Annotated in this window: 13 protein-coding genes; 6 read left to right on the forward strand and 7 right to left on the reverse strand. The window is 58.4% G+C overall.

Annotated elements, in window-relative coordinates; all coding sequences use genetic code 11:
• Positions 1 to 94: 94 nt before the first annotated feature.
• Together ACZZ0D_RS07675 and ACZZ0D_RS07680 are read left to right on the forward strand one after the other, a co-directional pair.
• Positions 95 to 1,315: a putative DNA modification/repair radical SAM protein gene (locus ACZZ0D_RS07675; protein WP_463552829.1), complete on the forward strand. Its 1,221-nt coding sequence runs from the start codon at positions 95 to 97 to the stop codon at positions 1,313 to 1,315.
• On the forward strand, positions 1,312 to 2,133 hold the full coding sequence (locus tag ACZZ0D_RS07680) for a TIGR03915 family putative DNA repair protein (protein ID WP_463552830.1): 822 nt from the start codon (positions 1,312 to 1,314) through the stop codon (positions 2,131 to 2,133). The genes ACZZ0D_RS07675 and ACZZ0D_RS07680 overlap by 4 nt, the downstream gene beginning before the upstream one ends.
• Positions 2,134 to 2,298: 165 nt before the next feature.
• Here ACZZ0D_RS07680 and ACZZ0D_RS07685 read toward each other — a convergent pair whose 3' ends face one another.
• The 5 genes from ACZZ0D_RS07685 to ACZZ0D_RS07705 form a co-directional block, all read right to left on the reverse strand.
• The gene (locus ACZZ0D_RS07685) at positions 2,299 to 3,318 is read right to left on the reverse strand and encodes a branched-chain amino acid aminotransferase (RefSeq protein WP_053121443.1); all 1,020 of its coding nucleotides are present in this window, start codon (positions 3,316 to 3,318) and stop codon (positions 2,299 to 2,301) included.
• A 214-nt stretch (positions 3,319 to 3,532) separates the two neighbouring features.
• Positions 3,533 to 4,906 (reverse strand): dihydrolipoyl dehydrogenase, encoded by a 1,374-nt coding sequence (lpdA, locus tag ACZZ0D_RS07690; protein ID WP_463552831.1) that lies wholly within the window; start codon positions 4,904 to 4,906, stop codon positions 3,533 to 3,535.
• Between the two features lie 7 nt (positions 4,907 to 4,913).
• Complete coding sequence (locus ACZZ0D_RS07695) at positions 4,914 to 6,185, reverse strand: dihydrolipoamide acetyltransferase family protein (RefSeq protein WP_463552832.1); 1,272 nt, start codon at positions 6,183 to 6,185, stop codon at positions 4,914 to 4,916.
• Complete coding sequence (locus ACZZ0D_RS07700) at positions 6,186 to 7,244, reverse strand: alpha-ketoacid dehydrogenase subunit beta (protein WP_463552833.1); 1,059 nt, start codon at positions 7,242 to 7,244, stop codon at positions 6,186 to 6,188. It lies immediately after the preceding gene.
• 1 nt (position 7,245) lies between these two features.
• Positions 7,246 to 8,481 (reverse strand): 3-methyl-2-oxobutanoate dehydrogenase (2-methylpropanoyl-transferring) subunit alpha, encoded by a 1,236-nt coding sequence (locus tag ACZZ0D_RS07705; protein ID WP_007915086.1) that lies wholly within the window; start codon positions 8,479 to 8,481, stop codon positions 7,246 to 7,248.
• 185 nt (positions 8,482 to 8,666) lie between these two features.
• Here ACZZ0D_RS07705 and bkdR point away from each other — a divergent pair, with 185 nt between their 5' ends.
• Positions 8,667 to 9,155 carry a Bkd operon transcriptional regulator BkdR gene (gene bkdR, locus ACZZ0D_RS07710; RefSeq protein ID WP_008086971.1) on the forward strand — a complete coding sequence of 163 codons (489 nt, stop codon included), beginning with the start codon at positions 8,667 to 8,669 and terminating at the stop codon, positions 9,153 to 9,155.
• 31 nt (positions 9,156 to 9,186) lie between these two features.
• Here the strand turns inward: bkdR and ACZZ0D_RS07715 are convergent, their stop codons facing one another.
• Together ACZZ0D_RS07715 and ACZZ0D_RS07720 are read right to left on the reverse strand one after the other, a co-directional pair.
• Complete coding sequence (locus ACZZ0D_RS07715; protein ID WP_463552834.1) at positions 9,187 to 10,794, reverse strand: hypothetical protein; 1,608 nt, start codon at positions 10,792 to 10,794, stop codon at positions 9,187 to 9,189.
• A gap of 126 nt (positions 10,795 to 10,920) precedes the next feature.
• Positions 10,921 to 11,784 (reverse strand): MBL fold metallo-hydrolase, encoded by an 864-nt coding sequence (locus ACZZ0D_RS07720; RefSeq protein ID WP_463552835.1) that lies wholly within the window; start codon positions 11,782 to 11,784, stop codon positions 10,921 to 10,923.
• A gap of 103 nt (positions 11,785 to 11,887) precedes the next feature.
• On the opposite strand from ACZZ0D_RS07720, the gene ACZZ0D_RS07725 reads away from it, so the two are divergent.
• The 3 genes from ACZZ0D_RS07725 to ACZZ0D_RS07735 all read left to right on the forward strand — a co-directional run bounded on the left by ACZZ0D_RS07725 (position 11,888) and on the right by ACZZ0D_RS07735 (position 14,452).
• Positions 11,888 to 12,229 carry an ArsR/SmtB family transcription factor gene (locus ACZZ0D_RS07725; RefSeq protein WP_463552836.1) on the forward strand — a complete coding sequence of 114 codons (342 nt, stop codon included), beginning with the start codon at positions 11,888 to 11,890 and terminating at the stop codon, positions 12,227 to 12,229.
• Between the two features lie 168 nt (positions 12,230 to 12,397).
• Entirely contained in the window at positions 12,398 to 13,642 is a 1,245-nt protein-coding gene (locus tag ACZZ0D_RS07730; protein ID WP_463552837.1) for an NAD(P)/FAD-dependent oxidoreductase, read from the forward strand.
• Positions 13,643 to 13,651: 9 nt separating this feature from the next.
• Positions 13,652 to 14,452, forward strand: coding sequence for a sulfite exporter TauE/SafE family protein (locus ACZZ0D_RS07735; protein WP_463552838.1), 801 nt, complete (start codon positions 13,652 to 13,654; stop codon positions 14,450 to 14,452).
• The last annotated feature ends 74 nt before the right edge of the window (positions 14,453 to 14,526 follow it).

Below are 14,526 nucleotides of genomic sequence, written 5' to 3' on the forward strand. Positions count from 1 at the left end.
GATCTTCGCTCCAAGCCGACGAGGGGTCGTGCCCAACCTTGTGCCCAAGCTCGCGACGCTATACTGTATATCCAAACAGTAAAGAGCCCGCGCCATGCAAATCATCGACAAGCTGAGCATTCTCGCCGACGCCGCCAAGTACGACGCGTCATGTGCGAGCAGCGGTGCGCCCAAACGCAGCTCCGAGGGCAAGAGTGGTCTGGGCTCGACCGATGGCATGGGCATTTGCCACAGCTACACGCCGGACGGGCGCTGCGTGTCGCTGTTGAAGATTCTGCTGACCAATTTCTGTCTCTACGATTGCCAATACTGCGTCAATCGCCGTTCCAGTGACGTCCCCCGCGCACGTTTCACGCCGGAAGAAGTGGTGGCGCTGACCATGGATTTCTACCGGCGCAACTGCGTCAGCGGGCTGTTTCTCAGTTCCGGAATCATCCGCTCGGCGGACTACACCATGGAGCAACTGGTACGCGTCGCGAAGCTGCTGCGCGAAGAACATGAATTTCGCGGTTACATCCACCTTAAAACCATCCCCGAAGCCGATCCTGCGTTGATCGAAGAAGCGGGGCGTTATGCCGATCGTTTGAGCGTGAATATCGAACTGCCCACCGACGCCAGCCTGCAGACGTTGGCGCCGGAGAAAGATATCGGCTCGATCAAGCAGGCCATGAACACCATCTTCACCGGTGTGCAGACCGTTCTCAATGAACCCCGTTCAGCGAAGTTCGCGCCCGCTGGGCAGAGCACGCAAATGATCGTCGGCGCCGATGACACCGACGACAGCACAATTTTGCACAGTGCGCAGTCGCTGTACGGCAACTTCCGTTTGCGGCGGGTTTATTATTCGGCATTCAGCCCGATCCCCGACAGCCCGAAAAGCGTGCCCCTCGCCGCGCCGCCATTGATGCGCGAGCATCGCCTGTACCAAGCCGATTTCCTCCTGCGCAGCTACGGATACAGCGCTGACGAACTGCTCAAGGGCCCGGGCAATCTGGCCTTGGACATCGATCCGAAACTGGCGTGGGCACTGCAGAATCGTGAAGTGTTCCCGCTGGATCTGAACCGTGCCGAAGCGTGTCTGATCTCACGCATCCCCGGCATCGGCCTGCGCACCACCGAACGCCTGGTCGAGCTGCGTCGTCAGCGCCGAATCCGCTACGAAGACGTCGCGCGTATGCGCTGCGTGCTGGCCAAGGCCAAGCCGTTCATCATCACCAGCGATTACCACCCACAGCAGGCCGAAGTCACCAGCCATTTGCTTTATCAGCAATTACGCGACCGGCCGATGCCGCAGCAAATGGGGCTGTGGGGATGATCAATCTTGATTGCGACGATCTGTTCGAGACGTGGCGTCAGCAAGCACGTTGGCTGCTGAGCCATGAAATCGATCCAAGTCTGGTGAGTTGGGCGTCGGAAGGGGTGGGAGATCTGTTCGCCAATGATGATCCAGTTCCAGAGGGTCAGGGGCCGTTTATGGCGAGGATCCCGCGTGCATTGCTCGATACGCTGGAACAAGCGGCGCAATACCGCGGCGATCAGCGCTGGAGCCTTTTGTATGAAGTGCTGTGGCGGGTCAGCCATGGCGATCGCACGGCCATGCTCGCCGGAGACAAGCTTGGCAGCGAGCTACAGCGGCGTATCAAACAGGTGCGCCGCGAAGCCCATCACCTGCATGCGTTTGTGCGCTTCATCGAACGGCCATCAGCCAGCGCTGGCCCGCAATACGTGGCGTGGCACGAACCGGCCCACGACATCCTGCACAGTGCCAGCGAACATTTCATCGGGCGCATGGGCCGTCATCGCTGGCTGATCGCGACGCCGCGTGACGGGGTTTATTACGATGGCGAGCAACTGATTCACCAGCGTCAATGCCCCGTGGAATGGCAGCAACTGGCGCAGAACGTCGATGATCCGCATGGTGATCTGTGGTTGACGTATTACAGCCACATCTTCAATCCGGCGCGGTTGAATCCGAAGGTCATGCAGGGACATTTGCCGGTGCGGTTCTGGAAGAATCTGCCGGAGGGCGAGTTGATTCCTGGGCTGATTACGCAGGCGCGGATGGGGAAACAGCAGAACGGGCAGGCGAGTGGGATCGCCAGTCGTGCCGGAAAAAGGATTGCCTTGAAATAGAAGATCAAAAGATCGTCCGATCGCGGCCCGAGCCTTCGGCAGTTCCTACAGGAGATCTATGTAGGAGCTGCCGAAGGCTGCGATCTTTTGATCTTTATCACCACAACAAAAAAGCCCCCCACCAATCACTCGGTGGAGGGCTTTTATACATCCAGAGCCGTCAAATCAAACCTTAACGATCCAACCTGCTGGCGCTTCGATGTCGCCGGTCTGTACACCGGTCAGCTCTTTATAAAGCTTCTGGGTCACAGGGCCGACTTCTGTCTCGCTGTGGAAAACATGCAGATGATCGTTGTAGCTGATGCCACCGATCGGCGTGATCACTGCCGCAGTACCGCAAGCGCCGGCTTCTTTGAAGTCCGACAGCTTGTCGATCAGCACATCGCCTTCAACCACTTCCAGGCCCAGACGCGATTTCGCCAGTTCGATCAGCGACAGGCGGGTGATGCCTGGCAGAACCGACGGCGAGTTCGGGGTGATGAACTTGTTGTCGTGGGTGATCCCGAAGAAGTTGGCCGAACCGACTTCTTCGATCTTGGTGTGGGTCATCGGATCGAGGTAGATCGCGTCAGCGAAGTTGGCTTTCTTGGCTTTCGAGCCCGGCATCAGGCTGGCCGCGTAGTTGCCGCCGACTTTGGCTGCGCCGGTGCCTTGTGGGGCGGCGCGGTCGTAGCTGGAGATCTGGAAGTTGTGCGGGGTCAGGCCGCCCTTGAAGTAGGCGCCGACCGGGATGCAGAAGATTGAGAAGATGAACTCGGGGGCAGTGCGCACGCCGATGTTGTCACCTACGCCGATCACGAACGGGCGCAGGTACAGCGCGCCGCCGGTGCCATAAGGCGGAATGAAACGCTCGTTGGCACGAACCACTTCCTTACAGGCTTCGATGAACTGCTCGGTATCAACGGTCGGCATCAGCAGACGCGCGCAGCTGCGTTGCATACGCAGGGCGTTCTGATCCGGGCGGAACAGGTTGATCGAGCCGTCCTTGCAACGATAGGCCTTCATGCCTTCGAAGCACTGCTGGCCATAGTGAAGGGCCGTCGAGCCTTCGCTGATGTGCAGCACGTTATCTTCGGTCAGGGTGCCCTTGTCCCACTCGCCATCGCGAAAGTACGACAGATAGCGCTTGTCGGTCTTGATGTAGTCAAAACCCAGCTTGTCCCAATTGATGCTTTCGTTACCCATGACACCCTCTATCACTGAACAACCGTCGAAACGGTTCAAGGCTTCTGACGTTTTTTGGATGGGCACAACAATACTTCATTCTTGAGCGGTTTCGCAGCCCGGACTATCGGATGACAGACAGATAAATCGCGTTGCTCTCAAGAATTCGCGAGCAAGCCCGCTCCCACAGGGGAATGCATTCCAAATGTGGGAGCGAGCTTGCTCGCGAAGGGGCCTACAGGTGCAACGCATGCCCGAGGGCACGCAACGCCGCTTCCTGCACCGCTTCTCCCAAGGTCGGATGCGCATGGATGGTGCCGCCGATGTCCTCGAGCCGCGCGCCCATTTCCAGGCTTTGCGCAAACGCTGTCGACAACTCGGACACGCCAACGCCCACCGCCTGCCAGCCGACAATCAGATGATTGTCCCGACGAGCGACCACGCGCACGAAGCCGCTTTTCGACTCCAGCGTCATCGCCCGGCCATTCGCCGCGAACGGGAAACTCGCCACAATGCAGTCCAGCCCCGCAGCTTTAGCCTCGTCCGGCGTCTTGCCGACCACCACCAGTTCCGGATCGGTAAAGCACACCGCAGCAATCGCGGTCGGGCTGAATTCACGGGTTTTGCCGCTGATCAACTCGGCAACCATTTCGCCCTGCGCCATCGCGCGGTGGGCCAGCATCGGCTCGCCGCTCAAATCGCCTATCGCGTAGACATTGAGCATGCTGGTCTGGCAGCGGCTGTCGATCTTGATCGCCGAGCCGTTCATGTCCAGATTCAGCGCTTCCAGATTCCAGCCCTGTGTATTCGGCTTGCGACCGACGGCTACCAGCACCTGATCGGTTTCCAGGTTCAGCGTCTCGCCCTCAGGGTCGCGCACCTGCAACGTGCCGTCGAAACCCAGCACGCTGTGTTTCAAGAACAGCTTCACGCCGAGTTGCTTCAGCGCGTCATGCACCGGTTGCGTCAGTTCGGCGTCGTAGGCTGGCAGGATGCGATCCTGTGCCTCGACCACACTGACGTCGGCGCCGAGCTTGCGATAAGCGATGCCCAATTCCAGACCGATGTAACCCCCACCCACCACGACCAGACGTTTCGGCACGGATGTCGGCGCCAGCGCTTCGGTGGAGGAAATGATCGGCCCGCCAATCGGCAGGATCGGCAGATTGACGCTGGTCGAACCGGTGGCCAGCACCATGTGCTCGCACTGAATACGCGTGTCGCCGACTTCAACAGTCTTGCCGTCGATGACTTTGGCCCAGCCATTGATCACTTGAACCTTGTTCTTCTTCAGCAGGGCAGCCACGCCTGTGGTCAGGCGATCAACGATGCCGTCCTTCCACTCGACACTTTTAGTGATGTCGAGCGTCGGCGCGGCAACGCTGATGCCCAGCGCCGAATGCTGACTGTGATGCCGGGTCTGGTGAAACTGCTCAGCCACATGGATCAGCGCTTTCGACGGTATGCAGCCGATGTTCAGGCAAGTGCCGCCCAGCGATTGGCCTTCGACCAGAATCGTCGGAATGCCCAGTTGCCCGGCGCGAATAGCGGTTACATAACCGCCGGGGCCACCGCCGATGATCAGCAGCGTGGTGTTCAGAGATTGCATACGAGCCTTACTCCACAAACAAAGTGGCAGGTTGTTCGATCAAGCCGCGAATGGCCTGGATGAAGAGTGCCGCGTCCATGCCATCGACCACGCGGTGATCGAACGAGCTGGAGAGGTTCATCATCTTGCGGATCACCACTTGGCCTTTGACGACCATCGGCCGTTCGACGATTTTGTTGACGCCGACGATGGCTACTTCCGGCAGATTCAACACTGGCGTACTGACGATGCCGCCCAGCGCACCGAGGCTGGTCAGGGTGATGGTCGAGCCGGACAATTCGTCGCGGCTGGCCTTGCCATTACGCGCGGCATTGGCCAAACGCGAGATTTCCGTGGCGCTGTCCCACAGGCTGCGCGTTTCGGCGTGACGCACCACCGGCACCATCAGGCCGACATCGCTTTGCGTGGCGACGCCGACATGTACCGCGCCGAGGCGGGTGATGACCTGAGCTTCGTCGTCGTAACGGGCATTCATCTGCGGGAAGTCGCGCAGGGCGACGACCAAGGCGCGGACGAGGAACGGCAGCAAGGTCAACTTGCCACGGCTGGCCCCGTGTTTTTCATTCAGGTGCGCACGCAGTTCTTCAATCGCAGTAACGTCGATTTCTTCGACATAACTGAAGTGTGCGGCACGTTGAGTGGCGTCCTGCATGCGCTGGGCGATCTTGCGGCGCATGCCGATCACTTGAATCTGTTCTTCGTCATTACGCTGGGCGTAAGCAGCGGCAACTGGTGCCGAGGCGTTCGACTGACCTTGCGCCAAGTAGGTTTCAAGGTCTTCGTGCAACACCCGACCGGCCGGGCCGGAACCGCGCACCAGACGCAATTGAATACCCAGATCCAGCGCATGTTTGCGCACGGCCGGGGAGGCGAGCGGGCGTTCGTCTGCTTCGCGAGCCACCATCGGGCCTTGGCAAACGGCAGCCGGACGTGGGGCGGCTGGAGAGGGCTTGCTCTCAACAACGGCCTCAACTTTCGGCGCAACGGGTGCTTCTTTAACAGGCGCAGGCGCGGCGGATTCTTTCAGATTGCCGGCACCTTCAACCTCAATGCTGATCAGCACACTGCCAACCGCCATCACTTCACCCGGCTGACCACCAAGCGCAATCACCTTGCCATGCACCGGCGACGGAATATCGACCATCGCCTTGTCAGTCATCACGTCCGCCAGCACCTGATCTTCAACGACCAGATCGCCGACCTTGACGTGCCACTGCGACAGTTCTACTTCTGCGATGCCTTCGCCGATGTCCGGCATCTTGATAACGTGCGTGCCCATTCAGACCTCCATAACCCGTTTCAACGCCGCGCCCACTCGGGACGGCCCTGGGAAATACGCCCACTCCTGCGCGTGCGGGTAGGGGGTGTCCCAACCGGTGACGCGTTCGATCGGCGCTTCCAGGTGATGGAAGCAATGCTCTTGCACCAACGACACCAGTTCGGCGCCGAAACCGCAGGTGCGCGTGGCTTCGTGAACCACCACGCAGCGGCCGGTTTTCTTCACCGACTTGACGATGGTGTCCAGATCCAGCGGCCACAGGCTGCGCAGGTCGATGACTTCGGCATCCACACCGGATTCTTCGGCAGCGACTTGCGAGACATACACGGTGGTGCCGTAGGTCAGCACGGTCACGTCCTTGCCCGGACGCGTGATCGCGGCAACGTCCAGCGGCACGGTGTAGTAACCGTCCGGAACCTGCGCTTGCGGGTGTTTCGACCACGGGGTTACCGGGCGGTCGTGATGGCCGTCGAACGGGCCGTTGTACAGGCGTTTCGGCTCAAGGAAGATCACCGGGTCATCGTTTTCTATGGAGGCGATCAGCAGGCCTTTGGCGTCATACGGGTTGGATGGCATCACGGTGCGCAAGCCGCAGACCTGAGTGAACATCGCCTCGATGCTCTGGCTGTGCGTCTGGCCGCCGTAGATGCCGCCGCCGCAAGGCATGCGCAGGGTCATCGGTGCGGTGAACTCGCCAGCCGAGCGATAACGCAGGCGCGCCGCTTCGGAAATGATCTGGTCGGAGGCGGGGTAGACGTAGTCGGCGAACTGAATCTCGGCGACCGGACGCAAACCGTAGGCGCCCATGCCAACGGCAACCCCGACGATGCCGCTTTCAGAAATCGGCGCATCGAACACGCGCGAGGCGCCGTACTTGGTTTGCAGGCCTTCGGTGCAACGGAACACGCCGCCGAAATAGCCGACGTCCTGACCGAACACCACCACGTTGTCGTCACGCTCAAGCATCACATCCATGGCCGAGCGCAGGGCCTGGATCATGGTCATGGTGGTCGTGGTCATGGCGGTTTCCAGCTGAATATTGTTGTTGTGATCGTTCATGTCAGATCCCCAACTGCTGACGCTGGCGCTTCAAGTGCTCCGGCATCTCTTTGTAGACGTCTTCGAACATGGTCGCGGCGCTTGGAATCTGCCCGCCGGCGAGGGTGCCGTACTGTTCGGCCTGTTTCTGCGCGGCAATCACTTCGGCTTCGAGTTCGGCGCTGACGGCGGCGTGCTCTTCGTCCGACCAGTGGCCGACCTTGATCAGATGCTGTTTGAGACGGGCGATCGGGTCGCCGAGCGGGAAGTGGCTCCAGTCATCGGCAGGACGGTATTTCGATGGGTCGTCGGAGGTCGAGTGCGGGCCGGCGCGGTAGGTGACCCATTCAATCATGGTCGGGCCGAGGTTGCGGCGGGCGCGTTCGGCAGCCCAGGCAGAAGCGGCGTAGACCGCGTAGAAGTCGTTGCCATCGACGCGCAGAGAAGCGATGCCGCAACCGACGCCGCGTCCGGCGAAGGTGGTGGCTTCACCACCGGCGATCGCCTGGAAGGTCGAAATCGCCCACTGGTTGTTGACCACGTTGAGGATCACCGGCGCGCGATAAACGTGAGCGAAGGTGAGGGCGGTGTGGAAATCCGATTCGGCGGTCGCGCCGTCACCGATCCACGCCGAGGCGATTTTGGTGTCGCCCTTGATCGCCGACGCCATGCCCCAGCCGACCGCTTGAATGAACTGGGTCGCAAGGTTGCCGGAAATGGTAAAGAACCCCGCCTCTTTAACCGAATACATGATCGGCAACTGGCGGCCCTTGAGCGGATCGCGCTCGTTGGACAGCAGTTGGCAGATCAGGTCGACCAGTGGCACTTCGCGGGCCATCAGAATGCTTTGCTGACGATAGGTCGGAAAGCACATGTCGTCGATGTTCAGCGCCAACGCCTGAGCACTGCCAATGGCTTCTTCGCCAAGGCTCTGCATGTAGAACGACATCTTTTTCTGACGCTGGGCGACGACCATGCGGTTGTCGTAGATGCGCGTCTTGAGCATGGCGCGCATGCCTTTGCGCAGGATCTCGACCGGCACGTTTTCAGCCCAAGGGCCGAGGGCGTTGCCTTGATCGTCGAGCACGCGAATCAGCCCACGCGCCAGGTCGGCGGTGTCGGCAGGTTCGACGTCGATGGAAGGTTTGCGCACCGTACCGGCATCGGTCAGATGCAGGTAGGAAAAATCGGTTTTGCAGCCTGGACGGCCCGAGGGTTCAGGGACGTGCAGACGCAGCGGTTCATACGCTTGGGTCATGGCTTCTACGCTCGATCTTGTGAATTTCTTGTAGTGAGCTGGCAGTCATTCCTCGGTAGAGGAAATCTTGTCCTACAACAATCATAGGCCGGGCGAAGAAGAATATTTATCTCTGTTTCGTTGCGCTGGAGACGATTTGCAGATAGAAATTCTGCATAAACATAAAAAACAGGTGGTTTTGTCTCATGCGCAAACTGGATCGTACTGACATCGGCATTCTCAACAGCCTTCAAGAGAACGCGCGCATCACCAACGCCGACCTTGCACGCTCGGTGAATCTGTCGCCGACGCCGTGCTTCAATCGGGTGAAAGCGATGGAAGAATTAGGCCTGATTCGCGAGCAGGTGACGCTGCTGGACGCCGATCTGCTGGGGCTGCACGTGAACGTGTTTATTCACGTCAGCCTGGAGAAACAGGTGGAGTTGGCGTTGCAGCATTTCGAAGAAGCGATTTCTGATCGCCCCGAAGTGATGGAGTGCTATTTGATGGCCGGCGACCCGGATTATCTGATCCGGGTGCTGGTGCCGACGATTCAGTCGTTGGAGCGCTTCATGATGGACTTTCTGACCAAAGTGCCGGGGGTGGCGAATATTCGCTCGAGTTTTGCGTTGAAGCAGGTGCGGTATAAAACCGCGCTGCCGTTGCCGGCGAATGGGTTGACGTTGGGGGCGTGATCCCCAAATCAACCCGGATCGAATAAAAGCATCAAGGGGGCGTTATGTAGAAAGTGCGCGTGACGCTTGTGGGTTCGAGTGCGTTTTGCTGGGATATGGTTATGCTGTTTTTGCCATACTGAAAAGCTTTTCCAGAACGACCTTTCCAGTTGCCATTGCCGTCGACCCTGGCAATGACTATCGGAATGTCTCCTTCAAATTCATCTATATAAACCGCTATTGCATCCGGCTGTCCTGTTCCCGCGAATTCAGGGTCAAGCTGATGAACCGTCGAGCCCTCTTCCGGGTATTCAATAGTGAATGGTATTTGGGGTTCGACATTAAACACCACGGTCGCTTTACTGGTTGTTCCGTCTTCATAAGTCTGAACCGCGGTCGATTTTTTTTCTCCAGCCGATAGGCCTTTAACGTCGATCATCCAATCGTGCGATGTATCAACGGTAGCGTTGCCTATCGGGTGCGAGTCTTCAGTCAGGAGTATTTGAGCCCCTACGGTGCCAGTGCCGTAGGTTGAAAAAATTGATCCCGTTGTTTCACCGTCATGAGGATGGAAGAAGGTCACCGGCAATTTCTCGACAACATTGACCTTAATGGTTGCGCTGGACTTCAACCCGTCGTGCGTGATTTGTGTCGCGGTTATGTATTTTTCGCCTGGCGTGAGCTTCTTGTCTGGAATCACATACCAATACGCGTCACCTATTGGATTTAAGCGGTCGACTACTCCCTCTCCGAGGACCTGATTTGCATCCGAAAGCGTAATTTTTGCGCAGCCCTCACCATTTCCGGCGAATCCCACTCCTGGCGAAACATCGGAATCTGGATACGGAGCATAAATAGAAACCTGAATATGCCCTCTGATAACGCTAAAAGTTACGGACGTGGTTTGGATTGAACCCTCCAACTCCTGCATTACTTTGACCGTTTTTTCACCGAGTGAAGTTGCATCGTAGGTAAATAGCCAGTGTCCATAGATGTCGCTTTGACCTTGAGCTATGGATTCGCCATTTTCCGTGGCGATCAGTGTTGCATTGGCCAAAGCTTCAATTCTGAACTCGTGGCCAGAAAATACTTCCTCACCCTCTACAGGCTGCTTGATGTGCAACGGCCGGCCAGCATTACAGGTGATGTTCACAATGGCTGATGAAACCTCGCCACTAATAGAGCGTTGCTGTACGGCTATTCGGTGGTTCCCGTCAGGCAGAGGGCCGATCGAGAGGGTGAAATAACCCCAATCCGCCGTCGCGCTGGCAACGCTTTTACCGTTGATAAACGCTTCGATGATTGCCTCCGGATCGCCTTCGCCATTCACCAGAACATGAGAAAGCACCGAGTCGTTTTCGAGAGGTGAACTGATTTTGACTTCCCTAGTTGTGACGTAGAGGGTAACGCCGTGGCGGGTGACATTTCCAAGCAGGTCGGTCTGGGTTGCAACAATGTTTTTTGCGCCATTGCCAAGCAATGCAAAATCAATGTGCCAGGAACTTTCTTCTGTCACGACAGTGCGACCAATCTCAACGGTGTTTGCCGTCAGGACAACAGTCGCTCCGGTTGTGCCTTTTCCCTGAAACAGGATGTCGTGGTGGACAGTTGCGTGATTTTTGGGAAAAAGGATGGTCACTTCGTCAGCTACTGCGCTCATGAGAAAACTCCTTTTAACTCGATCGGTCGGGAGTTTTGACTCTGCGCATTGGGCGCTTTGGCGTCTACTGTCAGAAATTACAGGTTCACGGGTGAAAACCAACCGTCTGTCGGTCAGTGCTGTCGATCAGAGTTTGTTGATCGGAATCTTTAGATAAACCACACCATTGTCCTCAGCCGCCGGCAAGTTCCCCGCCCGCACATTCACCTGAATCGCCGGCAGCAACAGCGTCGGCATGCCCAACCCGGCATCACGCTTCGTGCGCATGTCGACAAACGCCGCCTCATCAACCCCGTCATGCACATGAATGTTGCTTTTGCGCTGCTCGCCCACCGTGGTCTGGCACTGCGACTCGCGACCTTCAGGCGGGTAGTCGTGGCAGACGTAAAGCTTCACGCTTGCCGGGAAGGCCAGCAGTTTGTGGATCGAGTTGTACAGTTGATTGGCGTTGCCGCCGGGGAAGTCGCAGCGCGCCGTGCCCACATCCGGCATGAACAGCGTGTCGCCGACCAGAATCTGCTCGCCATCAATCAGGTAAGCCATGTCCGCCGGTGTGTGGCCGGGTACATGCAGCGCGGTAGCTTTGAGATTACCGATGCTGAATGACTCGTTCGGCGCGAACAGGTGATCGAACTGAGAGCCGTCGACGCAGAACTCCGGCTCCAGATTGAACAGCGCCTTGAACACGTTCTGCACTTTGCTGATCGACTCGCCGATGGCGATCTTGCCGCCCAGTTCCCGGCGCAGGTAGGGCGCGGCGGACAGGTGATCGGCGTGGGCGTGGGTTTCCAGCAGCCACTGCACTTGCAAGTTGTGTTGGCGGACGAAGGCAATGATTTTGTCGGCTTGAGCGGTACAGGTGCGGCCGGCGGCGCCGTCGTAGTCGAGCACCGGATCGACGATTGCGCAGTGTCCGCCGTCGGCTTCATAGACCACGTAACTGTAGGTCGAGGAGGCGGGGTCGAGGAAAGCTTCAATCAGCGCGGGCATGGACACAAACCTGTACGAGTGGGCGAAAAGTCATTCGGGGTTGCAACACTTTATGTAAAAACATAATGTTCGCAGCTTAAGTGACGTTGAAGGCATCGTGCAAATGCAATCCAGTCTGACCGAATGTGAAGTCGCCCAATTACGCGCCTCGGCCACCAAGGCCTGTGCGTTGCTCAAGGCGTTGGCCAATGAGGATCGTTTGTTGATCCTCTGTCAATTGACCCAGGGCGAACGCAACGTCGGCGAGCTGGAAACCATGACCGGCGTACGCCAGCCAACGCTGTCCCAGCAATTGGGCATTTTGCGCGACGAAGGCATGGTCGCCACTCGCCGCGAAGGCAAATACATTTTTTATGGGCTCGCCAGCCCGGAAGTGATTCAGGTGATGAAGACCCTGTCGGGGCTTTATTGCGGGGCCGTCCTAAAAAGCTGGGAATACCCATAAATGCCAGCCATCGCACCAATCCCCTGTAGGAGTGAGCCTGCTCGCGATAGCGGTGTATCAGTCGATAAACATGTTGGCTGACCCACCGCGATCGCGAGCAGGCTCACTCCTACATTGGATCTGTGTGATGGCTGACGAAATCCTTGCGTGCAGCAAAAGGAACAAGCAATGAACGATCAACACTGGGGCCCATCCATCAGTGCAGACATCGTGGTTATCGGCGGCGGCACGGCGGGCATCGGCTTCGTCGCCAGCCTGCTCAAGCGTGATCCTGACCTGAAAATCACCGTGATCGAGCCGAGTTCGCAGCACTATTACCAGCCAGCGTGGACGCTGGTCGGCGGCGGTGCTTACGACGCAAAAGACACCGCCAGACCCATGGCCAAGGTAATGCCGCGTCAGGTCGACTGGCTGCAAGCCGCCGTCACCGGCATCGATCCCGACAAGCGCCAACTCACCCTTAATGATCAACGCACGGTCAGCTATCAAAACCTGATCGTCTGCCCCGGCCTGCGTCTGGCCTGGGAGAAAATCGAAGGCTTGCAGGAAAGCCTCGGTCAGCACGGCGTCACTTCCAATTACAGCTATCAGCACGCGCAATACACCTGGGATCAGGTGCAAAAACTGCGCGGCGGCAAAGCGCTGTTCACGCAACCGGCGATGCCGATCAAATGCGCCGGCGCGCCGCAAAAGGCGCTGTATCTGTCCTGCGATCACTGGCTTAAAAGCGGCGTGCTGAACAACATCAATGTCGAATTCAATCTCGCCGGCGCCGCGTTGTTCGGGGTGGCGACGTTCGTGCCGCCACTGATGAAGTACATCGAAAAATACAACGCGCAACTGGCCTTCAACTCCAATCTGGTCAAGGTCGACGGCCCGGCGAAAACCGCATGGTTCGAGATCAAGGACGCTGACGGCAACGTCACTCGCGAGGCAAAAACCTTCGATCTGCTGCACGTCGTGCCGCCGCAGGTCTCGCCGGATTTCATCGCGAACAGTCCGTTGGCCGACGCCGCCGGCTGGTGCGAAGTCAATCAGCACAGCCTGCAACACCCGCGTTATCCCGAGGTGTTTGCGCTCGGCGATATCTGCGGCACCAGCAACGCGAAGACCGCAGCAGCAGTGCGCAAGCAAGTCGTGGTTGTTGCGCAAAATCTGCTGGCTCAGCGCAAGCAACAACCGCTGCCGTTGAAGTACGACGGCTACGGTTCGTGCCCGCTGACGGTGGAGAAGGGCAAGGTGATCCTCGCCGAGTTTGGCTATGCCGGTAAGTTGCTGCCGACGTTTCCTCTTGATCCGACCGTGGCGCGGCGTTCTGCGTGGTTGCTCAAGGCGACGTTGCTGCCGTGGTTCTACTGGAACGGCATGCTCAAGGGCCGCGAATGGCTGACTAGTCTGTCCAAGGTCGACTGAGAAAACCCTATGTTGCTGGCAAGTCTGTTTGGCGTGGTGATGGGGTTGGTGCTCGGCTTGACCGGTGCGGGCGGCGGCATTCTGGCGGTGCCGGCGCTGGTGCTCGGGCTTGGCTGGACGATGACGCAAGCGGCGCCGGTCGCGTTGTTTGCGGTGGGCAGTGCGGCGGCGGTTGGAGCCATTGACGGTTTGCGCCATGGTCTGGTGCGTTATCGCGCGGCACTGTTGATTGCGGCGCTCGGCGCGGTGTTTTCGCCGCTGGGGATCTACTTCGCGCATCAATTGCCGGAGAAGATTCTGATGATCCTTTTTAGCCTGCTGATGGTCATGGTCGCTTGGCGCATGCTGAGGCGCGAGCGTCAGGAACAAGGGCCGAGCGATCACGGGCATGGCAGTTGGGGTCAGAAGAACTGCATGCTCGATGAAGAAACCGGGCGCTTCGACTGGACGGCCAAATGCACCGCAACCCTTGCGGCGTTGGGTGCGGTTACGGGGGTGGTGTCCGGGTTGCTTGGCGTTGGCGGCGGGTTTTTGATTGTGCCGGCGTTCAAGCAACTGACCGACGTGCAGATGCGCGGGATTGTCGCCACATCGTTGATGGTGATCAGCCTGATTTCGGCGATCGGGGTGATCGGATCGTTTCACGCCGGGGTGCGGATTGACGGGCAGGGCGCGGCGTTCATTATCGCCAGCATTGTCGGCATGATCATCGGCCGCAAGCTGTGCGCGCGAGTGCCGGCGCGGGCGTTGCAGGTGGGGTTTGCCAGTGTGTGTCTGGTGGTGGCGGGATATATGTTGTTGCGTGCTTGAGTATTTGAAGATCAAAAGATCGCAGCCTCGTTTCACTCGACAGCTCCTACATGGAATGCGATTTCTGTAGGAGC

The sequence above is a fragment of the Pseudomonas sp. AC193 genome (genome assembly GCF_979258075.1).